General features: G+C 63.0%; 20 protein-coding genes and 1 pseudogene. 13 read left to right on the forward strand and 8 right to left on the reverse strand.

Features of this window, described 5'->3' with window-relative positions:
- Nucleotides 1-711: ABC transporter ATP-binding protein (locus tag CO666_RS17025; protein ID WP_425352413.1), on the forward strand; the 711-nt coding region annotated here is incomplete at its 5' end.
- A gap of 43 nt (nt 712-754) precedes the next feature.
- Here the strand turns inward: CO666_RS17025 and CO666_RS17030 are convergent.
- From CO666_RS17030 to CO666_RS17045, 4 genes are all read right to left on the reverse strand, one after another.
- Entirely contained in the window at nt 755-3,001 is a 2,247-nt protein-coding gene (locus CO666_RS17030) for a glycoside hydrolase family 2 protein (protein ID WP_097613258.1), read from the reverse strand.
- 263 nt (nt 3,002-3,264) lie between these two features.
- A complete protein-coding gene (locus tag CO666_RS17035) occupies nt 3,265-4,176 on the reverse strand; it encodes an SMP-30/gluconolactonase/LRE family protein (protein ID WP_097613259.1) in 912 nt (303 codons plus the stop codon).
- Between the two features lie 94 nt (nt 4,177-4,270).
- Nucleotides 4,271-5,092: an SDR family oxidoreductase gene (locus CO666_RS17040; protein WP_097613260.1), complete on the reverse strand. Its 822-nt coding sequence runs from the start codon at nt 5,090-5,092 to the stop codon at nt 4,271-4,273.
- A gap of 77 nt (nt 5,093-5,169) precedes the next feature.
- Complete coding sequence (locus CO666_RS17045; RefSeq protein WP_097613261.1) at nt 5,170-6,357, reverse strand: phytanoyl-CoA dioxygenase family protein; 1,188 nt, start codon at nt 6,355-6,357, stop codon at nt 5,170-5,172.
- Between the two features lie 89 nt (nt 6,358-6,446).
- On the opposite strand from CO666_RS17045, the gene CO666_RS17050 reads away from it, so the two are divergent.
- Both CO666_RS17050 and CO666_RS17055 read left to right on the forward strand, forming a co-directional pair.
- Nucleotides 6,447-7,472 carry a LacI family DNA-binding transcriptional regulator gene (locus CO666_RS17050; protein ID WP_097613262.1) on the forward strand — a complete coding sequence of 342 codons (1,026 nt, stop codon included), beginning with the start codon at nt 6,447-6,449 and terminating at the stop codon, nt 7,470-7,472.
- Between the two features lie 65 nt (nt 7,473-7,537).
- Nucleotides 7,538-8,755 (forward strand): adenylate/guanylate cyclase domain-containing protein, encoded by a 1,218-nt coding sequence (locus tag CO666_RS17055; RefSeq protein WP_097613263.1) that lies wholly within the window; start codon nt 7,538-7,540, stop codon nt 8,753-8,755.
- 18 nt (nt 8,756-8,773) lie between these two features.
- Here the strand turns inward: CO666_RS17055 and CO666_RS17060 are convergent, their stop codons facing one another.
- From CO666_RS17060 to dgoD, 3 genes are all read right to left on the reverse strand, one after another.
- The gene (locus CO666_RS17060; RefSeq protein WP_097613264.1) at nt 8,774-9,553 is read right to left on the reverse strand and encodes an SDR family oxidoreductase; all 780 of its coding nucleotides are present in this window, start codon (nt 9,551-9,553) and stop codon (nt 8,774-8,776) included.
- A gap of 79 nt (nt 9,554-9,632) precedes the next feature.
- Entirely contained in the window at nt 9,633-10,028 is a 396-nt protein-coding gene (locus CO666_RS17065) for a DoxX family protein (RefSeq protein WP_097613265.1), read from the reverse strand.
- 95 nt (nt 10,029-10,123) lie between these two features.
- On the reverse strand, nt 10,124-11,272 hold the full coding sequence (gene dgoD / locus CO666_RS17070; RefSeq protein WP_097613266.1) for a galactonate dehydratase: 1,149 nt from the start codon (nt 11,270-11,272) through the stop codon (nt 10,124-10,126).
- A gap of 107 nt (nt 11,273-11,379) precedes the next feature.
- On the opposite strand from dgoD, the pseudogene araH reads away from it, so the two are divergent.
- From araH to CO666_RS17110, 8 genes and pseudogenes are all read left to right on the forward strand, one after another.
- A pseudogene (gene araH / locus CO666_RS17075) lies at nt 11,380-11,535 on the forward strand (L-arabinose ABC transporter permease AraH); the annotation flags it as partial.
- Nucleotides 11,532-12,419 carry an aldose 1-epimerase gene (locus CO666_RS17080; RefSeq protein WP_097613267.1) on the forward strand — a complete coding sequence of 296 codons (888 nt, stop codon included), beginning with the start codon at nt 11,532-11,534 and terminating at the stop codon, nt 12,417-12,419. The pseudogene araH and the gene CO666_RS17080, both read left to right, overlap by 4 nt.
- A 3-nt stretch (nt 12,420-12,422) precedes the next feature.
- Complete coding sequence (locus CO666_RS17085; RefSeq protein WP_097613268.1) at nt 12,423-13,202, forward strand: SDR family oxidoreductase; 780 nt, start codon at nt 12,423-12,425, stop codon at nt 13,200-13,202.
- Between the two features lie 146 nt (nt 13,203-13,348).
- Nucleotides 13,349-13,780 carry an OsmC family protein gene (locus CO666_RS17090; protein WP_097613269.1) on the forward strand — a complete coding sequence of 144 codons (432 nt, stop codon included), beginning with the start codon at nt 13,349-13,351 and terminating at the stop codon, nt 13,778-13,780.
- Between the two features lie 241 nt (nt 13,781-14,021).
- Complete coding sequence (locus tag CO666_RS17095; RefSeq protein WP_097613270.1) at nt 14,022-14,630, forward strand: TetR/AcrR family transcriptional regulator; 609 nt, start codon at nt 14,022-14,024, stop codon at nt 14,628-14,630.
- 50 nt (nt 14,631-14,680) lie between these two features.
- On the forward strand, nt 14,681-15,820 hold the full coding sequence (locus CO666_RS17100) for an efflux RND transporter periplasmic adaptor subunit (RefSeq protein WP_097613271.1): 1,140 nt from the start codon (nt 14,681-14,683) through the stop codon (nt 15,818-15,820).
- A gap of 25 nt (nt 15,821-15,845) precedes the next feature.
- Complete coding sequence (locus CO666_RS17105; protein ID WP_097613273.1) at nt 15,846-18,989, forward strand: efflux RND transporter permease subunit; 3,144 nt, start codon at nt 15,846-15,848, stop codon at nt 18,987-18,989.
- Between the two features lie 218 nt (nt 18,990-19,207).
- Nucleotides 19,208-21,100 carry a beta-N-acetylhexosaminidase gene (locus CO666_RS17110; RefSeq protein ID WP_097613274.1) on the forward strand — a complete coding sequence of 631 codons (1,893 nt, stop codon included), beginning with the start codon at nt 19,208-19,210 and terminating at the stop codon, nt 21,098-21,100.
- Here the strand turns inward: CO666_RS17110 and CO666_RS17115 are convergent.
- Nucleotides 21,097-22,014: an ROK family protein gene (locus CO666_RS17115; protein WP_097613276.1), complete on the reverse strand. Its 918-nt coding sequence runs from the start codon at nt 22,012-22,014 to the stop codon at nt 21,097-21,099. The two genes, CO666_RS17110 and CO666_RS17115, sit on opposite strands and share 4 nt — an antisense overlap.
- 218 nt (nt 22,015-22,232) lie before the next feature.
- On the opposite strand from CO666_RS17115, the gene CO666_RS17120 reads away from it, so the two are divergent.
- On the forward strand, nt 22,233-22,811 hold the full coding sequence (locus CO666_RS17120; protein WP_179869703.1) for an exopolysaccharide biosynthesis protein: 579 nt from the start codon (nt 22,233-22,235) through the stop codon (nt 22,809-22,811).
- 161 nt (nt 22,812-22,972) lie between these two features.
- Nucleotides 22,973-23,926 carry a sugar-binding transcriptional regulator gene (locus tag CO666_RS17125; RefSeq protein WP_085738458.1) on the forward strand — a complete coding sequence of 318 codons (954 nt, stop codon included), beginning with the start codon at nt 22,973-22,975 and terminating at the stop codon, nt 23,924-23,926.
- Nucleotides 23,927-24,046 lie beyond the last annotated feature (120 nt).

A 24,046-nucleotide genomic window follows, 5' to 3' on the forward strand; every position in this document is an offset into this window, starting at 1 on the left:
GGCGGCCAGCGCCAGCGTGTCGCCATGGGCCGAGCCCTGGTGCGCAATCCGCAGGTCTTCCTGTTCGACGAACCGCTCTCCAACCTCGACGCCAAGCTGCGGGTCGACATGCGCACCGAGATCAAGCGGCTGCACCAGCGCATGGGCACCACCTTCGTCTATGTCACCCATGACCAGATCGAGGCGATGACGCTGGCGACCAAGATCGCCGTGCTGAAGGACGGCGTGCTGCAGCAGTTCGGCACGCCGGCCGAGATCTATAACAGCCCCGCCAATCTCTTCGTCGCCGACTTCATGGGATCGCCGGCGATGAACCTGCTCAACGCCACCGTCGAGAACGGCGCCGGCGGGCTGGAGGTCTCGCTGGAGCGGCCGAATGCCGCCCCGCTCAAGCTGCCGGTCATGGCAGGCAATAATGGTCTGACCCGCTATACCGGCAAGCCGGTGATCTTCGGCATCCGCCCCGAGGCGCTGACCGATCCGGACGGCGCCGACCGCAAGGCGCGCATGCTCACCGAGGGCGACTGCCTGATCGAGGTGGTCGAACCGGCCGGCTCCGACACCTTCGCCGTCACCAAGCTCGGCGGCAAATCCGTCGTCGCCCGCCTGCGCGCCGATGCCGGCATCGCGCCCGGACAAAGCACGCGCCTTGCCTTCAACCTCGACAAGGCCGTGTTCTTCGATCCCGAGAGCCAGGCCAGGATCGTGTGACGGCCATTAGAGCGCGAAGGCGCTCTAATCCCTTGTGCCTACGCTAGGCGACGGCCGTCACTGCAAGCGTTACCGGCGCGAAACGCGAGGAGACCGCTTCGACGGTGATTTCCCCGGTAAATCCTGTCGCCTCCAGCCAGAAGCCCGCAGTGCCGCCCTGCAGCGGCACATTGGCCGGGCCGACAACTTTCGCCGGGCCATGCACCTTCAGCGAAATGCTGTCGTTCATGAACGGCAGGCGCTGGCCGCACTGATCGAGGGCGCGGATGATGACGCGCGTGCTGTCGCGTTCGCGGGCCTTCAGCGTCTGGCTGTCGGCAACGATCTCAAGCGTCGTCGGCAAGGGATCGGCCGCCAGCATCAGGCTCGCCACCGGCTGGCCGTCGATATAGCCGGTCAGAGTGCCGTCGATCCATTCGAGACCCCAAGTGCCGAGTTCGTCTGATGTGAAGTGGCGATGATCGAGCACGACGGGCGGATGCGGCAGATGCGGATAATTCTCGCGGTCCGGACCGATGCGCTTGGAAAGCGCGCCATATTGCAGCTCCACCTCGTCGCAATTGGTCAGAATGATCAGCGGCAACACGCCGCCGATATTGCGTTCGCCGCGTGCCCAGAAGGTTGCCGGCTTCATGACGATCTCGTCGGACGGATCGCACTGGCTGATATAGGCATAGGCTGCGAATTTCGGCTCGCGGAACATGTCCATGACGCCGTGATAGCAGATGCGGTCGCCGGAGCCGAAATCCTTGTGGGTGTTGTAATCGAACATGCACCAGCCGATGGCGCCCGAGATATCGGGATCGCCATAGGCGGCGTTCAGCACATCCAGGTGACGGCGCACATGCTCGGCCTGGCGCTGCTCCTGATCGTAGATCTTCGTCGGGTGCATGTGGCCGTTGAACTCGGTGATGAGGTACGGCACCTTGGTGGAAAGCCCGGTGTTTTCCTGCTGGCCGCGCAGCGCGGTGCGCGGGCGGTTGGAGCCCGGCAGTTCCTCATTGCCGAGGATGAAGTCGTTCATCGTGTAGACGTCTTCGAGCAGCTCGCTCTCGGTGATATAACGCACGCCGCCGGTCTGGCGGGTGCTGTCCAGTTCACGGGCCAGGCGGTTGGTCTCGACGTAGAAATCGTGGCTGTCCTGGGACTCGTTGATGCGCACGCCCCAGATGATGATCGACGGATGGTTCCAGTCGCGCTCGATCATGCGGCGGACGTTTTCGATCGATTCCTTCTGCCAGTCGGCATCGCCGATATGCTGCCAGCCGGGGATTTCCTCGAAAACCAGCAGGCCGATCGCGTCGCAGCGGTCGAGGAACCATTTCGACTGCGGATAATGCGAGGTGCGGACGATATTGCACTTCAGCACGCTCTTCATGATGTCGGCGTCGCGCTCCTGGGCGGAGCGGCCGGCGGCATAACCGACATAGGGGAAGGCCTGGTGACGGTTGAGGCCGCGCAGCTTCAGCGCCTTGCCGTTCAAGAGGAAACCTTCCGGCGTGAATTCGGCGGTGCGGAAGCCGAAGCGGGTCGAGATACGGTCGGAGCCGTGCTCGGTCCTGAGTTCGACGGTGACCTCGTAGAGGCTGGGATCGGCAATGTCCCAGAGCGCGATGCCGGTCAGGCCGCCGAAGGAAAGCCGGGCACGGTCACCGATCGTTTCGGTTGCGGCGGTGGCGATCACCGTGCCGTCCGCCTGCTTCAGCGTCGCGGTGACCGTCGCCGAGAAGCTGCGGCTCTCGGGATTGGCGATATCGACACGGATGGTTGCCGACTTCTCCGGTGCAAGAACGTCCGCGGTTTCGATCTTGAGATTGCGGATCGAAACAGGGTCGGTGACCTTCAGCCAGACGTCGCGGTAGATGCCAGCATAAGTGAGATAATCGATGCGGCCGCCGAAGGGCGGAATGGCGGGGTTCTCGCTGCCGTCGATCTTCACGGTCACGAGGTTCTCGCCCTTGACGAGCCTGCCGGTGAGGCGGGCTTCGAAAGGGGTGTAGCCGTCCTTATGGGCGATGATTTCTTCGCCGTTCAAGTAGACGACGCTGTCGGCCATGGCGGCGTCGAAGACGAGCGAGATTTCGCGGCCCTCGAATTCCGGCAGCCAGCGCAGCACTTTCTGATAGGTGAAGGCGCGCTGGTAGCTGGTCTCGTCGAAATAGTTGAAGGGCAGTTCGACAGCAGTATGGGGCAGACTGACCGACTTGGCGGCATCAAAGCTTTCGAGCAGACGCTGGCCGAAGCTCTCGTGGAAACTCCAGCCTTCGTTGAAGGAAACGACGGACCGCATCTCAGGCTCTCCCGGTGATGGCATCAGCAACGGTGCGGTGCCTCTCGGCGGGTGAAGATCGGGTCATCTTGTATTCCTCCTTGATGCATATGGTGCGAGCCGCGCAAGCGCGTCCCATTGAATTTGATTCATGAGACGCGCTTTAGCTTTTTTCAGGCATGCCGTCATCCGGAACCGCTGCAGACTTTTGCTGGAATTGCTTCAGCCGACGATAACGATATCGTCAGCTGTGCCTGTCGAGTACCGGGCGCCGCGTCCAATTCCTACGGATATTGAGCGCCGTTGGTCTTGGTATAGATCGAATAGACCGAACGCGTCGCGGTGATGAAGAGCCGGTTTTTCTTAGGGCCGCCGAAGGTGAGGTTGGACACCGTCTGCGGCACCCGGATCTTGCCGAGCAGGGTGCCGTCAGGCGAAAAGCAGTGCACGCCGTCACCGGCGCTCGTCCAGAGATTGCCTTGGACATCGAAGCGGAAGCCATCAGGATTGCCGACGTCGAGGCTGCAGAAATAGCGGCTGTTCGTCAGCCTCCTGCCGTCGACGACGTCGAAAACTCTTATGTGGCGCGGCACGTCATGTTTTGCCGAGCCGGAATCGGCGATATAGAGCTTCGTCTCGTCGGGCGAGAAGGCAAGGCCGTTCGGCTGGATAAAATCCTCGACGACTGCTTCGATCGCACCGCTTGCGGGGTCGATGCGGTAGACGTTGCGCGTGGGTTGCTCGGGCTCGGCCTTGTGGCCTTCGTAGTCCGAGAGGATGCCGTAAGTGGGGTCGGTGAACCAGATCCCGCCATCGGAATGCACGACGACGTCGTTCGGCGAGTTCAGTCGTTTGCCCTTGTAGCTGTCGGCGAGAACGGTGATCGCGCCGTCCGGCTCGGTGCGGGTGACGCGGCGGCCGCCATGTTCGCAGGAGATGAGGCGGCCCTGCCGGTCGCGGCTATTGCCGTTGACATAATTGGAGGGCGAGCGGAAGACGGAGACCGTACCGTCAGGCGTCCAGCGCATCATGCGTTCGTTCGGGATATCGCTCCAGAGAAGGCAGTTCAGGTCGGAAAACCAGACCGGGCCTTCCGTCCAGCGGCAGCCGGAATAAAGCTCTTCAAGTGCGGCGCTGCCGATGACCAGGGCGCTGAAACGCTCGTCGCGGATGTCGTAAAGCGGATTGTCGGCCACGCCAGTTTCCTCCCTGAATGCTGCCGCCTCTTCCTAGCGGCAAAAATCTGGAGGTGCCAGAGCCCGGCAACGGAATTGCCGGGCTCTGCTTTTCCTAGAGGGCTGCGACCGGGTGCGGCGAGCCGTCATAAGCGCCCCAGATCGACTGGTCGAAGCAGATGACCGAGCCGGTCATCAGGCCGGATTCGGAAGAGGAGAGGTAAGCGCAGGCGCGCGCCACCTCATGCGGATCGACGAGGCGGCCGAAAGGCTGGCCTGCCGCCGCCTTCTCCAGCCAGTCGGCGGGCGCGCCGTGATATTCGCGCTGAATGCGGTCCTCGCCCTCGGAGGCCATCCAGCCGATATTGAGGCCGTTGACGCGGATGCGATTGCGCAACAGCGCATAGGCAGTGTTCTTCGTCAGCGTTTCCAAAGCGCCCTTGGAGGCGCAATAGGCGGCGATGAAGGGCTGACCCGCTTTGGCCGACATCGAGCCGATATTGACGATGGTGCCTTCGGTCTGTTCGCGACGCATCACCTTCACCGCCTCCTGCATCAGGAAAAACGGCGCGCGTACGTTGACGGCGAACATGGCGTCGAAGAGTTCCGGGCTGGTGTCGAGGATCGTGCCGCGATCGGTGATGGCCGCGGCATTGACCAGCGCGTCGACCCGGCCGAAGGTCTGATCGCAGGCCTGGACGACATTCCTGGCGTCTTCGACCTTGCCGAGGTCGGCCTTGACGTAGACGACCCTGGCGCCGGTCGCGGCCGAAATCTCCGCGGCTTTCGCCTTGCCCTTGGCTTCGTTGCGGCCGCAGATGACGACGCCCTCCGCACCGCGTTCGGCGAAGAGGCGGGCGATGGTGGCGCCCAAGCCTTGCGTGCCGCCGGTGACGATGGCGATCTTGCCGTCGAGGCGGCCGTGGTCTGTGCTCATGTGGTTCCTCCTTGGTGATGTGCCTCCTGCGGGTGCGGGAGAATTTTATGGCTGTGCCGTGTGGGGCTCCAACTTCCCTAGCTCAGCTTCCTTTTCGCCTGCTCGGCAAGCGCTGCCGTAAAGGCCTCGTCGCTCCAGCCATCGCGCAACGCCTCATGCATCAGCTGTGCCTGCGTCTTCGGCGCCAGTCCGCCGAGCGGCGGGTCGCGGTCGAGGTTGGTCGGGAAGGAGTAGCCTTCGGCGCAGGCGGCGACGGCATTGGCGATTGCGTTGGGCGAGAGTCTGGCCTGCAAGCTCTTCAAGGCCGGAAAGAGCCTGGCGCTCATCCTCTCGCGGTTGACGGTTTCCATCGCCCGGCCGAAGGCGGAGGAGACCTGCAGCAGGTTGGCGACGCGCTTGATGTCGGCGGAGCGGTTGGTGCCGGCGGCATGGAAAAGGGCGGGATTGAAGAAGACGACGTCGCCTTTTTCGAGCGGCAGCTGGATATGATTGGCCTCGAAATAATCGCGGAACTCCTGCCGCTTGAGCGCGAGATAACCCGGCACATAGGTCTGGCTGTGCGGCAGGAAGAGTGTCGGGCCGCTTTCGAGCGGCATGTCGCAATGGGCGACCGCGCCCTGCAGCGTCAGCACCGGCGAAAGCCGGTGCACATGCGCCGGAAATTGCTCGATCACCGCAGACGACTGAAAGCCGAGATGATAATCGCGATGAGCCGACTGCGCCGCACCGCCCGGATTGACGCGGTTGACCTGCGCCGTCATCTGGTAGCTCGGGCCGAGCCAGGCTTCGCTTGCGAGTGCTATAATGGCGTTTCCGTAATACTCGGCGAAATTCGCCGGGTCGGCGAGGCAATGTTTTTCCAGCGAATTCCAGATCCGGTCGTTGGCACCGGGCTTGGCGAAGTGATCGCCGCCGCCGGTGGCGGTGCGGTGCTGTTCTTCGATGATCGCGTCGAACATCGCGCTGGCGCGGTCGATGATGCCAGTGTCTTCGTAAGCGCGCTTGAACACAACGACGCCGGGGCCTTCACCGAAGGCCTCGCAGATTTCGGCCAATACAGCGCGGCGGCCTTCCGGTGTCGCGGCGGCGGCCATCACCTTGCGGCTTTCATAGATCAGCACGTTTTTTTCGACCGCGGACGCCGTGGGGTAATCGGCAAGCACAGTCGTCTTTTTCGCAAGGCTGCGGAAATCGTCGAGATCGCAGGCCTCTTCGCTCAGCCAGACGCGGTCGGCGCGCAGTTTCTGCGGGTTATCGGTTTTCATGGCGGGCTCCTCCTCTTTCCCGGGCACTATACGCCGCGATCTCAGGTGATATAGATCAAGAATCCATCAAAAAACCATCAGATCGAACCATGGCCCATCTCTTTCTCGTCAAGGACATCGCCTTCCAGGCAGGCCTCAGCACGGCGACCGTCGACCGGGTGCTGAACGGCAGGCCGGGCGTGCGACGGCAGACCGAGATGCGGGTGAAGGCGGCGATCGCCGAGCTGGAGAAGCAGCAGGCCGGCGCGATGGGCAGCGGCCGAACGCTGGCGATCGATATCGTCATGGAGACGCCGCAGCGGTTCAGCGATGCGGTGCGCGCCGCCTTCGAGGCGGAGATGGCGGCCTTCCTACCCGGCGTCTTCCGCTGCCGGTTCCATTTCGCCGAAGTGATGAAGCCGGTCGAGATGGTGCAGCTTCTCGACCGCATCCGCCTGCGCGGCACTGATGGCATCGTGCTCAAGGCGCCCGATGTCGCCGAAGTGGCTGCCGCCGTCGCCCGGTTGGCTGCGGCCGGCATTCCTGTGGTGACGCTGGTGACCGACCTGCCGAATTCGGCGCGGATCGCCTATGCCGGCGCCGATAATCGGGCGGCGGGCGAGACGGCGGCCTATCTCATCGGCGAAGTGCTCGGGAACCGGGGCGGCAAGGTGCTGGTGACGCTGTCGAGCGGGCGGTTTCGCGGCGAGGAGGAGCGCGAAATCGGCTTTCGCCGCATCATTCGCGCCCATTATCCCGAGATCGGCATCAGCGAAATCAGCGAGGGGCACGGCGCCGATGCGGCGACGGGAACGTTGGCGGCGGCAGCTCTTGCGGCCGATCCCACGATCAACGCCGTCTATTCGATCGGCGGCGGCAACCGGGCGGTGCTTTCGGCCTTCGATGCGGCCAGGCGCCCGGTCGGCGTCTTTGTCGCCCATGATTTGGACGCCGATAACCGCGCCTTGCTCGCCGCACGTCTGATCGGCTTCGTGTTGCATCACGATCTTAGAACCGATGCGCGCTCTGCCTTCCGGGCGATCATGAGCCGAGCACAAAGATCGGGACGCACGGTTGCGGCCTCGCTTTCCTCCGTCGAAATCGTCACGCCCTACAATATACCGACAGGCGATTGAGCCGATTGGCTTTCCTTCAGCGCGGAATTCGCGCTACAGCTTAGACACGAGTGAAGGTGAGCGTCATGGATTACAGCGACGTCAGCAGTATCGCAGCCTGGGTCACGGAGCAGGGGCTGAAAGGCGCTTCGGAAGCCGAGCTCATGACCGGCTTCTGCGCGGCCTGTCGGGATGCCGGCCTGCCGCTCGATCGCGGCATGGCGCTGATGGACACCCTGCACCCCGTGCATGAAGGCCGCGCCTTCCGTTGGGACAGCGTGGAGGAGATAGAGACGGAATTCGAATATGGCCCGACGGGTTCGGGCGAAGCGGCGTCGAGCTGGCAGCGTTCGGCCTTCTACCACCTTTGGTCGGGCAACGAGCGGGAGGTGCGCCGACGCATCGGCTTCGGCGATCCGATCGATTTCACCATGCTCGACAAGATCGCGGAAGCTGGCCACACCGATTTCGTGGCGATGATGCATCGTTTCAGCGAAGCCGGCACGATCGGTGAAATGGATTGCTTTTTCTCGCATTTCGCAACCAGACATCCCGAGGGCTTTTCCGACCACGATCTCGCCATCCTGCGCAAGCTCGTGCCGGTGCTGGGGCTGGCGATCAAGTGCATCGCGCTCGGGCGTATCGCGCGCACCATTGCGGAGGTCTATCTGGGAGAGGATGCGGCCCGCCAGGTGATGGAAGGCAAGATCAGCCGTGGCAAATCGGAGCGGATTTCCGCCGCGCTCTGGTTTTCCGATCTGTTGAACTACACCAAGATTTCCGACCGTGTGCCGCCGGAGGAAATCATCCCGCTGCTCAACGATTACAGCGAGGTGGCGATCTCGGCGGTCCATGCGGCCGGCGGCAACGTGCTGAAGCTGATCGGCGACGGGGTGCTCGCCATCTTCAAGGGCGAGGTGCCGGCCGAGACCTGCCGTGCGGCGCTTACCGCCGAATCGCTGCTGCGGGAAAAGCTCGCCACGCTGAACGCTGCGCGGGCGGCCGACGGCAGGCCAACGACCGACGTCTATATCGGCCTGCATATCGGCGATGTCTTCTACGGCAATATCGGCAGCCAGGACCGGCTTGATTTCACCGTCATCGGTCCTGCCGTCAACGAGGTCAGCCGCATCGCCTCGATGTGCCGTTCGGTCGATCTCAACCTGTTGATCTCCTCCGATTTCGCCGCGGCGATTCCGGAAGACCAGCGTGCGGTGCTTGCCTGCGTCGGACGTTATGCGCTGCGGGGCGTGCAGCGCGCGCAGGAACTCTACACGCTCGACGGCGCCCGGCTGAACAGCTGAGCCTGGAAGGATTAAGCGCTATCGCAGCAGGCCCTGGCCGCCGTCGATCCAGATCGGCGTGCCGGTGATGTGCCGGGCCCGCTCGGAGGCCAGGAACAGGATGGTTTCGGCGACATCCTCGCTCTTGCCTGCCTTGCCGCCGGCAATCGGGATATCGCCTTCCGGCCAGATGACCGGAACCTCCGTCTCCTGGTGATGGCGGCTGTCGGTATTGGCGCCGATACTGGTCTCGATCTCACCCGGGCAGACGGCGTTGACGCGAATGCCGTGACGGCCGAGTTCGAGGGCAAGCTGCTGGACCATGGCGACCTGGCCGGTCTTGGTGGCGGTATAGGCGGTGGCGCCGGGGGTGGTGAAGGTGCGGGTGCCGTTGATCGAGGAGACGACGACGATCGAACCGCCGCGGCGCTTCAGGTGCGGCACCGTCAGATGCAGGGTCAGATAGGTGCCGCGCAGATTGACGGCGATCGTCTTGTCCCATTCATCAGGCTTCAGATCGTCGATCGGTGCCCAGACGCCGTTGATCCCGGCATTGGCGACGACGATATCGAGGCCGCCGAAGGTCTCTGTCAGTGTCTTCACCGCGGCTCGCATTTGCGCTTCGTCGCTGGTATCGGCCGTCAAGGCGATCGACCGGCCGCCGGCGGCGTTGATTTCGGCGCAGCTCTTTTCGACTTCTTCGGCGGTGCGGCTGAGAGCGGCGACCTCTGCTCCCTCGGCGGCGAGCCGCAAGGCGGCGGCTTTGCCGATGCCCGAACCGGCACCTGTGACCAATGCGACCTTTCCCTTCAGCTCCATGAGCGGTCTCTCCTTGCCGTTTGCCGGTAGGCCAATGTTCGGCACGGCTGTTGGTTCCGAAGGGCGCGCGTCGATGGAGCTATCGAAGAAGACTGTGCCGAAGTGCCCATTTCTCCGGCCCGTGGACGGCGGCAAAGAGCAGGCCGGCGAGGAAGGTGAAGTGATCGATGAAGAAGCCGATTTCGGCCTGGCTCTGCTGCCAATGGGATGGCCCGTGGAAGGCGAAGGCGAGGAAGATCACGTAGATGCCGGCCAGAAGGCTCGCCTCGGTGAAGAAGGCGCCTGTTATGAAAGCAAGCGCCAGCGCGATCTCGAAGAAAGCGGCGATCCAGGCCAGGAATGTCGCCATCGGAAAACCGGCGGCAGCGATGTAGTCCGCCGTCGTCCCGATGCCGGCGAACTTGAAGCCGGCCGCCATGAAGAAGATAAAACTGAAAATGATGCGGGCAAGGATGATTGCGATCGCTCTGGCCATATGGAAACCTCCTCTTGAGCTTCTCCTATGACGGATAAGAGGCTCGATGTCCGACACGATGCATGAAAAAGGGCCGCTTGCGCGACCCTTATCTGTTACCACTCGGCAAAGCTGCCATCGGCGTGCCGCCAGATCGGGTTGCGCCAGCGGTGGCCCTCCTTGGCGCGCTCGACGACATAGGCTTCATCGACCTCGATGCCGAGACCGGGCCCTTGAGGAATCGAGACGAAACCATCGGCATAATGGAACACTTCCTTGTTGGAGATATAGTCGAGAATGTCGTTGCCCTTGTTGTAGTGGATGCCGAGGCTCTGTTCCTGGATGAAGGCGTTGTAGCTGACGGCATCGACCTGCAGGCAGGCGGCGAGCGCGATCGGGCCGAGCGGGCAATGCGGCGCCAGCGCCACGTCATAGGCTTCGGCCATCGCCGCGATCTTGCGGCATTCGGTGATGCCGCCGGCATGGGAAAGATCCGGCTGGATGATGTCGACATAGCCGTCGGCGAGCACCTGCTTGAAGTCCCAGCGCGAAAAGAGCCGTTCGCCGAGCGCGATCGGTGTGGCGGTATGGTTGACGATATCGCGCAGCGCTTCCTTGTTTTCGGAAAGCACCGGTTCCTCGATGAACATCAGCTTGTAGGGGTCGAGTTCCTTGGCGAGAACCTTGGCCATCGGCTTGTGGACGCGGCCGTGGAAATCGACGCCGATGCCGATATGCGGGCCGATCGCCTCGCGGATGGCGGCGATGGTTTCGACGGCCTTCTCCACCTTCTCGTTGGTGTCGACGATCTGCATCTCCTCGCAGCCATTGAGCTTGATCGCCTTGAAGCCGCGGGCGACCACGTCTTTGGCGTTGTTGGCAACATCGGCAGGACGGTCGCCGCCGATCCAGGAATAGACCTTGATGCGGTCGCGCAGCTGCCCGCCGAGCAGCGAATGGATCGGCTGGCCGAGCGCCTTGCCCTTGATATCCCAGAGCGCCTGGTCGATGCCGGAGATCGCGCTCATATGGGCGGCGCCACCGCGATAGAAGCCGCCGCGATACATCACGGTCCAATGGTCCTCGATCAGGAAGGGATCTTTGCCGATCAGATAGTCTTCCAGTTCGTGGACAGCGGCCTCGACGGTCAGTGCACGGCCTTCGACAACCGGTTCGCCCCAGCCGACGATGCCCTCATCGGTCTCGATCTTCAGAAACAGCCAGCGCGGCGGAACGATATAGGTGGTGAGTTTGGTGATCTTCATCGTGGTTCCTGGGTCTCTTCCTGGGGGCGATCGGCGGGTATTGCCGCTGAACTTCATTATCCGAATTCGATCCGCTTTACGACGCTTCCTGCCGGCGTTTCGGTAGTGTCGTCGTCGGCGTTTTGATCATGGGCATTGCCGAAAACGTTATGAATCTGTTGAACATCCAGGCATTCTATCAGTATGTCGTGCGCGGGCTGATCCTGCTGATCGCGGTGCTGCTCGACAATTTGAGATCTTCGGCTGCGGGGCGACGCGGATGAACCAAGGATGGGCTGCGGATGAAATCGAGCTGAGGCATGGCGATCTCGCCGTCCGGGTCAGCCCGCGGGGCGCAGCCGTCACCGCCGCCACCTATCGGGAGACGCCCTTTCTCGTGGCGGCCGGCGGGCCGGATGGTGCGATGGCGAATTTTGCGATGGTGCCGTTCGGCAATCGTGTGGAAGGCAACGCCATGTCCTTTGCCGGACGCGACTATGCCTTTCAGGCCAATACCTCCGATCCGCTCTATCGGCACGGCGACGGCTGGCTCGGCCTCTGGCAGATAGAAGAGGCCGGCATGGAGCATGCGCAGTTCTGCTTTTCCCGCAGCGCCGATAAGGTTTCACCCTATGCCTATCTGGCCCGGCAGGAGATCCGTCTTGCCGGCGACGCTGTGGTGCTGAGGCTTTCGGTGGAAAACCGCGGCGAAACCGCGCTTCCCTTCGGGCTCGGTCAACATCCCTTCTTTGCGCGGACGCCAAAGACGAGGCTGACGGTTGCGGCTGATCGTTATTGGAGCGAGCGGCCGGACAATCTCCCCGACATGCCCGGTCCTGTGCCTGACCACTTCGATTTCAGATCCGAAAAATTATTGCCGCAGATGTGGATGAACAACGCGTTTGAGGGCTGGAATGGGCGGGCCATTATCGCCTGGCCGGAGCTTGGAATTCAGGCAGCGCTGGAAGCCGACGGCGCGCTCGATCGCTTCATGATCTATATGCCGGTCAATCGCAGCGACTTCTTCTGCCTCGAACCGATGAGCCACCTGCCGAACGGGCATCACCTGCCTGGTTTCGGGGGCTTGAAGCCGCTGGCGCCGGGCGAGGTTCTTGCCGGCACAGTGACGATCCGGATGTCGTCGCTGCCGGTTCAAACGGAGGGCTGAAAGATGGGCAGCCGCCTGCAGGGCAAGAACATTCTGATCACAGGTGCTGCGCAGGGGATCGGCCTTGCGATCGCCAAGGCGTTCCTCCGGGAGAATGCCGCCGTCTTTCTCATCGACCGCGATGGGGCGCTGCTGGCGCGGGCAGCAGGAGAGCTTGCGAGCGGCGGCGGCCGGCTCGGTTATCTGCCGGCCGATATCACCGATGCCGGAACGATCGCGACGGCGGTCGCGCGGGCGAGCAAAGAGATCGGCCAGCTGAACGCGCTGGTCAACAATGCCGGGGTCAATGTCTTTGCCGAGCCGCTCGAGACGACGGACGAGGAATGGAACCGCTGCTTCGACCTCAATCTCAAGGGCGCCTGGAACTGCTGCAAGGCGGTGCTGCCCGGCTTGATCGAACAGGGCGGCGGCGTCATTCTCAATATCGCCTCGACGCATGCTTTCACCATCATCCCGCACACATTTCCCTATCCGCTGGCAAAACACGCGCTGCTCGGGATGACGAAATCGCTGGGCCTCGAATATGCCGCCCGCAATATCCGGGTGAACGCGCTGGCGCCGGGTTATGTCGCGACGCAGAAGGTGATCGATTACTGGAACGGATTCCCCGATCCGGAGGCGGCCAAGGCCGAGACGATGCGGCTGCATCCCGGCGGGCGGATCGCGACGCCGGAAGAAATCGCCATGGCGGCGGTGTTCATGATCTCGGACGAGTGCCCGTTCATCAACGCCACCTGCCTGACGATCGACGGCGGCCTCAGCGTGCTGCAGCATCCTGTCTGAGGCGCCTTGGCGGCTGATTTTTACAAGCCTGTCGTCTTCTGGAGATAGAGCATTATATTGCCCATCGGGGAGCGATCCGATCTCCCACAGGCCTGGAGCGGCGCCCTGCCGCTTCCTGAAGACACAATCGCAAACAGGAGGACGGCATGCAGATCAATCGCACGGCTTCGGCTCATTGGAGCGGCGGCCTCAAGGACGGCAAGGGCCTGATCTCGACGCAGAGCGGCGCCCTGAAGGATTATCCCTACGGTTTTGCCAGCCGCTTCGAAGGCATTCCCGGCACCAACCCGGAAGAACTGATCGGTGCTGCCCATGCCGGCTGCTTCACCATGGCGCTGTCGCTGATCCTTGGCGAAGCCGGCTTCACCGCCGAGCACATGGAAACCTCGGCCAAGGTGACGCTCGAAAGCGTCGAGGGCGGCTTTGCCGTCACCGCCATCCATCTTTCGCTCTCCGGCCGTATTCCCGGCGCCGATGAGGCGACCTTCACCGAGCTTGCCAACAAGGCGAAGGCCGGCTGCCCGATTTCCAAGGCGCTCGCCGCCGTTCCGATCACGCTCGACGTCAAGCTCGGCTGATCTGCTGCTGACTACGGCGATGTGCCGCGCGCGTTTCGCGTCGCGGCACTTTCGTTCGCTTTCGATATCCTTCGACCGCTTGACGAAGTTCCTGATATCTACCAAACAAACACGCATAGGCTGCGCCGCCGGTTCCTTGAGACCGCAGCGTTGCGCCCTTATGTATTGACAAGTGACGCCTGATATTTTACGACTGACGAAATTCAAAATTCGTCAGTCGTAATTCGAGGCATGGGAATTCATGGACGACATCGCGGACAACACGCTCGAGGTCACCCGGCAAGAGAATGTCACGCGCATTCTCGAAGCGGCCGAACGGCTGTTTCGGCACTACGGTTACAGCAAGACGACAGTGGCCGATATTGCCCGCGATCTCGGCATGTCGCCGGCCAATATCTATCGCTTCTTCGCATCGAAAGTGGAAATCCATCAGGCGCTTTGCGGGCGCATGCTCGCCACCGCTTATCAAATCGCCTACGACATCCGCCACCAACCGATCAGCGCCAGCGAGCGGCTGCGCCGCTATGTCGAGAGCCAGCATCAATTGACGCTGGATTTGATGCTCGACGAGATGAAAGTGCACGAGATGATCATCGTCGCGATCGAGCGCGACTGGCACGTCATCGAAAAACACATCGACCGCATTCACGACCTCATCGCCGAAATCATCGCCGAAGGCATTGCCGCCGGCGAGTTCGCCGAGCAGGATCCGGTCGTTGCCTCGCGCTGCTTCGGCGCGGCGACGAACACGCTCTGCCATCCGCAGATGGTGGCGCAATGTCTTGCCAAGACCAACCGCGCAAGCGTCGACGAACTGATCGACTATGTCATCAGGGCGCTGAAGAAATAACGGACGGCGGCCGCCGTCGAAAACCCCGAAACGATCCAGGAGTGCGGACGATGTTTTCGCTCAAGACCCTCAGCCATCGCATGCCGTCCGCCGCCAGCCTCGTGCTCGTCGGCGCCATCGGCATCGGCGTTTCCGCTTGCTCGGAAGAGAAGGCCGAGGTCAAGCAAGTCGTCCGGCCGGTGAAGGTCGTCGAAATCGCCAAGGCCGGCGACACGCGCAAGCTCGATTATTCGGGCTCGGTCAAGGCGCGCACCGAGATGAATCTCGGCTTTCGCGTTGCCGGCAAGATCACCGAACGCCTCGTCGATATCGGCGACAAGGTGAAGCCGGGCGACGTGCTCGCCCGGATGGACTCCACCGATTACCAGCTGGCGGTCAAGACGGCGGAAGCCAATCTCGCAGCCGCTGAAAAAGGCGTCGAAACCGCCGATCTCGTCAACAAGCGCAATCAGCAGCTGTTCGACAAGAATGTTTCGCCGAAATCCCAGCTCGAGCAGGCCTCGCTCAGTTACGACCAGGCCGTTTCAAGCCGCGATGCCGCCGCCTCGGCACTCGATCAGGCGAAGAACCAGGTGAGTTATGCGGAGCTGAAGGCGGACTACAACGGGATTGTCACCACGATCAATGCCGATGTCGGCCAGGTCGTCGCCTCGGGCACCGCCGTCGTCACCGTTGCCGTCGACGGTGAGAAGGAAGTGCAGATTGCCGTTCCGGAAAACGACATTGCCGAATTCAAGCCCGGCAAGACGGTCAAGGCTAGCTTCTGGGCCGACGACCGACTGGTGCTCGACGGCAAGGTGCGTGAGGTTTCCGGCAGTGCCGACCAGCAGTCACGGACCTTTGCAGTCCGGGTGAGCCTGCCGAACGATCCTCAGGTGTTGCTCGGCATGACGGCGACGATCGAGGCCGACGTCAGCAATGGCAACAGCTATATCTCGATCCCGCTCAGCGCGCTGGCCGAGAAGGACGGCAAGCAGATGGTCTGGACCGTCGATCGCGATTCGGCGACCGTGCATGGCCGCGACATCAAAGTCGCCGATTTCACCGGCGACGGCGTGCATGTGATCGAAGGCCTCGACATCGGCGATCTCGTCGTTTCGGCCGGCACGCAGTTCATGAGCGAAAACCTGAAGGTGAAGGTGCCGGCGCAGCAGTCGGCTCTGGCCGATACCGACCAGACCGTGCGTTGATCGCGTCGTAAAAGGGAACAGAACCATGGACGCCACCACAGAAAAGCGGCCCTTCAATCTGTCGCGCTGGGCGATCGGCCATCCGAGCATCGCACGCTTCCTCTTCGGGCTGATCATCATCACCGGCGTGCTCGGGCTGATGCGCATGGGTCAGCGCGAAGACCCCGAATTCACCTTCCGCGTCATGGTCGTGCAGGCGATCTGGCCGGGGGCTTCCATCCAAGAGATGGAAGATCAGGTCGTCAACAAGATCGAGCGCAAGCTGCAGGAAACCCCGCATATCGACTGGGTCAAGTCCTATACGCGGGCAGGCAGCGCGATCATCACCCTGCAGGTCAAGGGCGACACCAATTCGAAGGACGTGGCTGATGCGTTCTACCAGGTGCGCAAGAAGGTCGGCGACATCTCCAGCGAATTGCCTCAGGGCCTGCTCGGCCCCTATTTCAACGACGAGTTCGGCGATACTTTCATCACGCTGCATTCGATTAGCGGCGACGGCTATTCCTATCCAGAACTGAAGAAATTCGCGATCCAGGCGCGCGACATGCTGCTGACGACGCCGGGCGTCGAGAAGGCCGTCATCATCGGCGACCAGCCCGAGAAGATCTATATCGACGTTTCGTCCAAGGCGCTCGCCGAGCGCGGCCTGACGATCCTCGACCTGCAGAACGCCATCAAGGGCCAGAACAATGTCGATGCAGCGGGCTCCGTCGATACCGGCCTGCGCTCGGTGCGCATCTCCGTCGAAGGCGACGTGAAGAAGGCGGTCGATATTCGCGAGCTCAGCCTGCGCGCCGGCGGCCAGGTGACGCGGCTCGGCGATATCGCCACCGTCAGTTCCGGTCTCGAAGACCCCTATCAGCGCAAGTACCGTTTCAACGGCCATGACAGCGTCCAGGTCGGCGTGGTGATGGCCAAGGGCTTCAACGTCACCGATGTCGGCAAGGGGGTCGAGGCGACCTACCAGCGCTTCGAGGAGGCGCTGCCTTACGGCGTCGCCGTCGATCAGATCGCCAACCAGCCGGACGTGGTGACGGATGCGGTCAGCGAATTCATGCATGCGCTCGGCGAAGCCCTTGTTATCGTGCTCGTCGTCTCGTTTCTGTCGATCGGCTGGCGCTCGGGCCTCGTCATCGCCATCGCCATTCCGCTGGTGCTCGCCGCCACTTTCGCGCTGATGTACGAACTCGGCATCGATCTGCAGCGCATTTCGCTCGGCGCGCTGATCATCGCGCTCGGCCTGCTGGTCGACGATGCGATGATCGTCGTCGAGATGATGGAGCGAAAGCTGGAGGAGGGGCTGGTCAAGATCGAGGCGGCAAGCTTTGCCTATTCCTCGACCGCCTTCCCGATGCTGACGGGTACGCTGATCACTACCGCCGGCTTCATTCCGGTCGGTTTTGCCGCATCGACGGCCGGCGAATATGTCCGTTCGCTGTTCTACGTGGTCGGCATCGCGCTCGTCACCTCGTGGTTCGTCGCGGTCTATTTCACGCCGTGGCTCGGCTACATGATTCTCAAACAGCGCCATCACGCCGGCGAGCATCACGACGCTTTCGACACGAGCTTCTATCGCCGGCTGCGCGGTACGGTCGGCTGGGCGGTGCGTCACCGGGTCATCGTGCTGCTCCTGACGCTCGGCACCTTCGTCACCAGCCTCTGGGCTTTCCAGTTCATTCCGCAGAATTTCTTCCCGCAGTCTTCGCGGCCGGAAATCCTCGTCGATCTTTGGTTGCCTGAAGGCACCAGCATCAAAGAAGTCGAGGTCCAGGCAAAGGCGCTCGAAGCCAGGATGATGGACGATCCCGACAAGAAGTTCATCGCCACCTACATCGGCGAAGGCGCGCCGCGCTTCTTCCTGCCGCTCGACCAGCAGCTGCGCAATCCGAACTTCGCCCAGCTTCTCGTCATGGCCAAGGACGAACCGGCGCGCGAGCGGCTGATCGTCAAGCTGCGCACCATTCTGGCGGAAGACTTCCCCTCGATCCGCGGCAAGGTCGACCGCCTCTTCCTCGGCCCGCCCACCGGCTGGCCGGTGCAGATGCGCGTCATGGGGCCGGAGCGCGGGGAAGTGCGAGCGATCGCCGATCAGGTGAAGGCGCGTTTCGAGGCCAATCCGATGCTCGGCGCCATTCATGACGACTGGCTGGAGCCGGTGCCGGCGATGAAGCTGGTGATCGATCAGGATCGCGCCCGGGCGCTCGGCGTCACCTCGCAGCGCGTGCGTCAGATGCTGCAGACCGCCATGGCGGGGGCGCCGCTCGACGATTTCCGCGACGGCGAGGAGACGGTCTCGATCGTCGCCCGTGAGCCGGATTCCAGCCGCTCGCTGCTCTCGGCGGTCAATTCGGTCTATGTGCCGACGGATTTCGGCGGCTTCGTGCCGGTCTCGCAGGTCGCCAAGGTCGTGCCTGTCATGGAGCAGGGCATCGAATGGCGGCGCAACCGGCTGCCGACGATCACCGTGCGCGCGACGCTGCCGGATGGCGTGCAGCCGAACGACGTCGTCATGAAGATGTATGCCGACATGAAGGATCTGCGCGACAGCCTGCCGGCGGGCTATAATGTCGAGATCCAGGGCGGCGCCGAGGACGCGGCGGAAAGCCAGATGTCGATTGCCGCCAAGGCGCCGATCATGCTCGCCGTCATCATCGTGCTCCTGATGATCCAGCTGCAGCATTTCGGCAAGGCGATGCTGGTGCTCGCCACCGGGCCGCTCGGCATCATCGGTGCTGCTGCCGCCTTGCTGATCAGCGGCGCGCCCTTCGGCTTCGTGGCGATCCTCGGCGTCATCGCGCTGCTCGGCATCATCATGCGCAATTCGATCATCCTGGTCGACCAGATCGACCAGGATATCAAAGCCGGCATGCACCGGCAGGAAGCGATCGTCGGCGCGGCCGTGCGGCGTTTCCGGCCGATCATGCTGACAGCGCTGACCGCCGTACTGGCACTGATTCCGATCTCACGCGGCGTCTTCTGGGGTCCGCTCGCCTACGCGATGATGGGCGGCATCCTGGTTGCGACCGTGCTGACCATTCTGGTTCTGCCCGCCGGTTACGCCCTTTTCTTCGGCCGGGAGCCGAAGGCGAAGGACGAGCCGGGCAGGGATGCCGACGCCATCCAGGAAGAGGCGGATGACAGACATCCGCCGGCGTTGGCAGCCGAGTGAAGGCGGCGCGGCGAAAGCCGCGCCGTTTTCCTTCGCGGGTCGCCGGCCCCGATTAGAACGCGCCACTGCTGAACGCGGGGGCTTGGCAACCGGCTCTCATCACCGCCGTCCGAATCTGCGCGCCGATTCCATTGCCGCCTCAAAAAAGCTAAGCTGGGACAGCAAGCCGGGAGGCCAGCCGCGATGCCGGCCACTCATCGAACGGGCAGGGCACGACCATGGCCGATTACCATCTGGAAGCAAGCTGGCGCCCGATCGAGGGCAGCTTCGGGCGCTTGACCTTCACGCTGTTCAACCTTTCGGCCGAGCCGCTTTCCGGCTTTTCGCTCGCCTATACGTCGGAGACGCGGGTTGCCGACAAATACATCTGCGATGGCGCCAGCCTGATGCGACAGGTTGCGAATTTCCATGAATTCCAGCCGCCCGAGGGGCTGAGAATTGCCACGGGCGGGCACTGGCGCTTCACCGTCGAGGGACTGGCCGACGAACCCAAGCATCGGACCGACGGCATCCGATCGGCCCATTTGAGGCTCGCTGATGGCCGTCACCTCGCAATCGGTTTCGGCGATCTCATGCTCGAAGGCCGGGATGGCGGTGTGGCGCCGCCGCTTCTGCCGCCAGGGCGGATCGAGGAACCCTATGCGCTGCTGCCCTGGCCGCTGTCGCTCGGTCTGAAAGCGGGAAATCTGCCGGTCGTCCTTTATCCCGTCGAAAGAACCCGGCCCGATGCGATCAAGGCGCTTTCTCTGGTTCTTGCGCTTTACCAGCGGCTCTATCCGGCCGATGGTGTGCCGTTCTCGCTCGCTGCCGTCAAAGGCGGGCGGGCCATTCGTTTCGTCACCGAATCGTCGATTGCCGCCTTCGCTTACGAACTGCGTTTCTCCGCCCATGAGGTCGTGCTTTCGAGTGCGGATGCAGCCGGGCGGCAATACGGGCTGATCAGCCTGGCGCAAATGCTGCACGGCGCCCGCGCCGATCGCGAGCGCTTCCAATTTCCCAATTTCGGCACGATCGCCGACCAGCCGCGCCATGCGTGGCGCGGCTGCCACCTCGATGTGTCGGGGCGGTTCTATCCGGTGGCAGACGTCATGCGGCTGATCGATATCCTCGCCTGGAACAAGCTCAATATCTTCCACTGGCACCTGACCGACGACGAAGCCTGGCGGCTGGAGATCACGGCCTATCCCCAACTGACGGAAACGCACGGAACGCCTATACCGGCGTTCGGCGATGGGCCGGAAGCGCCCGCCGTCCGCTACAGCCAGCATGACGTCAGGCGCATCGTCGCGCATGCCGCCTCGCTGCATGTCGAGGTGGTGCCGGAAATCGACATTCCCGGCCACAGCGCGGCGGCGCTGTCGGCGCTGCCCGATCTCACCGATCGCCAGGAGCCGCCGGACAGTTATCGCTCGCCGCAGGGCTATGCCAACAACGCGCTCAATCCGGCGGTCGAATTCACCTACGAATTCCTCGGCAAGGTGTTCGACGAAATGGTGGCGCTATTTCCCGGCGAGTATGTCCATATCGGCGGCGACGAGGTGGCGCAGGGGGCCTGGCTCTCCTCGCCGGCCTGCAAGGCGCTGATGAAGCAGGAAAAACTTGCCGGCACGGCCGAGCTGCAATCCTATTTCCTGAAGCGCATCAAGACCGTGCTGTCGGAACGCGGCAGGAAGCTCGCCGGCTGGAACGAGGTCTCGCATGGCGGCGGCGTCGACCGCGACGGCACGCTGCTGATGGCTTGGGAAAAGCCCGAACTCGGCCTCGAGCTGGCGAAGGAAGGCTACGACGTGGTGATGACGCCGGGGCAAGCCTATTATCTCGACATGGCGCAGGCCGAAGCATGGGCCGAGCCCGGCGCAAGCTGGGCAGGTTTTACGCCGCCCGAGCGCGCCTATGCTTATGAGGCCGAGGCCGAGCTGCCGGAGGCCCTGAAGGGCAAGATGCGCGGCATCCAGGCCTGTATCTGGAGTGGCAACATCGCTTCGCGCGCCCAATTCAACCGACTGGTCTTCCCACGCCTCTCGGCCATCGCCGAAGCGGCGTGGACGCCTCTGACGCGCAAGGATTGGGATCGGTTCGCCGCGATCGTGCGGATGTGGCCGGTGCTTTAGAGAGCGAGGGCTTCGGCCTTCAGTCCCAGAAGGGCCGCGCCGATCAGGCCGGGTTCGATGCGGCATTGACTGCGCACCACCAGCGGGCGGTCGAATTTGCGCAGGATGCGGGCGCACACCGCTTGGTCGAGTTCGGCCAGCAGCGGCTCGACATTGGAAAGTCCGCCGCCGACCGGCACGATGGTCGCGCCTGTTATGTTGATGGTCAGCGCCAGGGGAGAGGCGACGAGGTCGACATAGACGTCGATCGTCCGTGTCGCCTTTTCCTCGCCATGTTGCCATTGAGCGATGATTTCCTCGCTGGAAAGGTCGAGATCGTGCAGCGTCTGGTGCAGCCGCTCCAGGCCGCGGGCGCCGCCGACGGTGTCGACGCAGCCCTTCTGGCCGCAGCCGCAGGCATAGGCGGGGATGGCAACCGGCGGATTACCGGCTGCGGATGCGATGATCGGGCCGTGCCCCCATTCGCCGGCAAAGCCGCCTGCCTCGTTGACGAGGCGCCCGTCGGCGACAAGGCCGCCGCCGACGCCGGTGCCGAGGATGGCGCCGAAGACGATGCGGTGGCCGCGGCCGGCGCCAAGGCTGGCTTCGGCCATGGCAAAACAGTCGGCGTCGTTGGCGATCAGTACGGGCAAGCCGAGTTCAGCTTCGAGATCGGCCGCAAGCGTGCGGTCGTGGATGCAGGGAATGTTGGCGCAGATCAGTCGCTGCGTATCGGGATCGACGACGCCGGCGATGGACAGCGCGATGCGGCTCGGCTGTTCGCCGGTCTCGGCGATGATGGCGCGCAGCGTCTCGACGAAAGCGGCGAAATCATCCTTCGGCGTCGGGCGGCGGCCGAGGGGAACGATATCCGTCTCGGAGCGGGCGATGCCGCCCTTGATGGCGGAGCCGCCGATGTCGAATGAAATGATCATTGCCACTCCGCCATTTCTCTGGTCTCCCGCGTCTGCTTGCATTGTTGGCGGGGAATTTCAAGCGCTCATCCATCAAGTCATTCAATTGGCATATTGCATCGCCAGAATTCAGCCCTACCTTCCATCAGTTCCCCGGATTCATGACAATCGAAAACGCCGACACCGACAGACGCAGAAACCGAAGGCCACGTCCCAAAGGCCGTCGTCTTTCATCCATCCTGCGGCAGATGGCCGCCGATCAGAGCCGGGAGCGGATTTCGATCGGCGATCTGTTCCAAACAATGGGCGACAGGGCGATCAGCGCGTTGATGCTGATCTTCGCGCTGCCGAACGCTTTCCCCACGCCGCCCGGTACGTCGGCCGTGCTCGGCGCGCCGTTGGTGTTCCTGGCGGTGCAGCTGACCTTCGGGCTGAAACCCTGGCTGCCAAGGGTGATTGCCGACCGTTCGATGCGGCGGGAGGATTTCGAAACCATTGTCGGCCGCATCCACCGTTGGCTCGCCTGGGCGGAGCGCATGCTGAAGCCGAGGCTGGCGATCTTCGCCGAGCCGCCGGCGGAATATCTGGCCGGCCTCGCCTGCCTGCTGCTGTCGATCGTGCTGTTGCTGCCGGTTCCGCTCGGCAACATGCTGCCGGCGATCACCATCTCGGTCTTCGCCTTCGGCATCATGGGCCGTGACGGGCTCTTTGCGCTCGGCGGTTTCGCGATGACCGCGGTGTCGCTCGGCATCGCCGGCGGCGTGATCTACGGTCTGGTGAAGGCCGGGGTCTATCTCGTCGTGCAATGGTTTGCCTGAGCCGGGGCTGAGCAGGGTTTGCCCGAGCGGCTGCGGTTATTTGGCGGCGGCCTTTTCAACGGGCTCGACATTTGCCCGAATTTTGTTTTGATCTGGCGCGATACAGATTCACATCATGGTCGGCGGCGGCAAGCCGGCTCACTTTGCGCGGTAGGCATTCAATGGCAAAAAGATCCGAGACTCCTGCACGGCTCGACGATGCGGCGCGGGCCGGCTGGCTTTATTACGTCGCCGGGCGCACCCAGGATGAAATCGCCGCCTCGATGGGAATCTCGCGGCAATCGGCGCAGCGGTTGGTGTCGCTTGCCGTCGCCGAACGTCTGATCAAGGTGCGGCTCGATCATCCGATCGCTGCCTGTCTTGAACTCGCCGATCAGTTGCGGCGAAAATTCGGCCTGAAACATGTCGAGGTGGTACCGAGCGATCCGGCTTCCTCGTCGACCACCGTCGGAATCGCCGAGGCGGCAGCAGCCGAAATCGAGCGCTGGCTGAAGCGGGCGGAGCCGATCGTGCTTGCGGTCGGCACCGGCCGCACGCTGAAGGCGGCCGTCGACCAGCTGCCGGCGATCGAATGTCCCAACCACCGCATCGTTTCGCTGACCGGCAATATTGCGCCGGACGGATCGGCGGCCTATTACAACGTCATCTTCAGCATGGCGGATGCGGTGAAGGCGCGGCATTTTCCGATGCCGCTGCCGGTGCTCGTCACCTCGGCCGAGGAGCGGGAGCTGCTGCACGGCCAGCAACTGGTGCGCTCGACGCTCGACATCAGCGCCCAGGCCGATGTCACCTTCGTCGGCATCGGCGAACTCGGCATCGACGGTCCGCTCTGCGTCGACGGTTTTCTCGAGAAGGACGAGATGATGGGGCTGATGCGCGGGGGCGCCGTCGGCGAGATCTGCGGCTGGATCTTCGATGTCGATGGCAGGCTGCTCGACAACCCGATCAACGAGCGCGTCGCATCGGCGCCGATCCCATCCCGCGACGCGTCGATGGTGATTGGGCTGGCCAAGGGCAAGCGGAAGTTCAAGGCGATCAGGGCGGCCGTTGTCGGTCATCAGATCAACGGACTGATCACCGACGAAGACACGGCTGAGTTTTTGCTCAGGAATTGAGCAAAAAATTCATATTTTAAATCAATAATATAGGTGCAGCCTTCGGCATTGCAGCAACGATTGCCGATTGACATTTTTCGCCGCTTGGTGAGTAATTGCCCATGAGCGAAGCGAATGCTC

Source organism: Rhizobium chutanense (assembly GCF_002531935.1).
Lineage (GTDB): Bacteria > Pseudomonadota > Alphaproteobacteria > Rhizobiales > Rhizobiaceae > Rhizobium > Rhizobium chutanense.

Bases quoted from the DNA above. Each gene is read 5' to 3' on its own strand.
- CO666_RS17080 (WP_097613267.1), top strand. From the start codon at position 11,532: ATGAACCAAGGATGGGCTGCGGATGAAATCGAGCTGAGGCATGGCGAT.
- CO666_RS17110 (WP_097613274.1), top strand. From the start codon at position 19,208: ATGGCCGATTACCATCTGGAAGCAAGCTGGCGCCCGATCGAGGGCAGC.
- CO666_RS17115 (WP_097613276.1), bottom strand. From the start codon at position 22,014: ATGATCATTTCATTCGACATCGGCGGCTCCGCCATCAAGGGCGGCATC.
- CO666_RS17100 (WP_097613271.1), top strand. From the start codon at position 14,681: ATGTTTTCGCTCAAGACCCTCAGCCATCGCATGCCGTCCGCCGCCAGC.
- CO666_RS17065 (WP_097613265.1), bottom strand. From the start codon at position 10,028: ATGGCCAGAGCGATCGCAATCATCCTTGCCCGCATCATTTTCAGTTTT.
- CO666_RS17090 (WP_097613269.1), top strand. From the start codon at position 13,349: ATGCAGATCAATCGCACGGCTTCGGCTCATTGGAGCGGCGGCCTCAAG.
- CO666_RS17055 (WP_097613263.1), top strand. From the start codon at position 7,538: ATGGATTACAGCGACGTCAGCAGTATCGCAGCCTGGGTCACGGAGCAG.
- CO666_RS17125 (WP_085738458.1), top strand. From the start codon at position 22,973: ATGGCAAAAAGATCCGAGACTCCTGCACGGCTCGACGATGCGGCGCGG.
- CO666_RS17030 (WP_097613258.1), bottom strand. From the start codon at position 3,001: ATGCGGTCCGTCGTTTCCTTCAACGAAGGCTGGAGTTTCCACGAGAGC.
- dgoD (WP_097613266.1), bottom strand. From the start codon at position 11,272: ATGAAGATCACCAAACTCACCACCTATATCGTTCCGCCGCGCTGGCTG.
- CO666_RS17095 (WP_097613270.1), top strand. From the start codon at position 14,022: ATGGACGACATCGCGGACAACACGCTCGAGGTCACCCGGCAAGAGAAT.
- CO666_RS17105 (WP_097613273.1), top strand. From the start codon at position 15,846: ATGGACGCCACCACAGAAAAGCGGCCCTTCAATCTGTCGCGCTGGGCG.
- CO666_RS17040 (WP_097613260.1), bottom strand. From the start codon at position 5,092: ATGAGCACAGACCACGGCCGCCTCGACGGCAAGATCGCCATCGTCACC.
- CO666_RS17085 (WP_097613268.1), top strand. From the start codon at position 12,423: ATGGGCAGCCGCCTGCAGGGCAAGAACATTCTGATCACAGGTGCTGCG.
- CO666_RS17045 (WP_097613261.1), bottom strand. From the start codon at position 6,357: ATGAAAACCGATAACCCGCAGAAACTGCGCGCCGACCGCGTCTGGCTG.
- CO666_RS17060 (WP_097613264.1), bottom strand. From the start codon at position 9,553: ATGGAGCTGAAGGGAAAGGTCGCATTGGTCACAGGTGCCGGTTCGGGC.
- CO666_RS17050 (WP_097613262.1), top strand. From the start codon at position 6,447: ATGGCCCATCTCTTTCTCGTCAAGGACATCGCCTTCCAGGCAGGCCTC.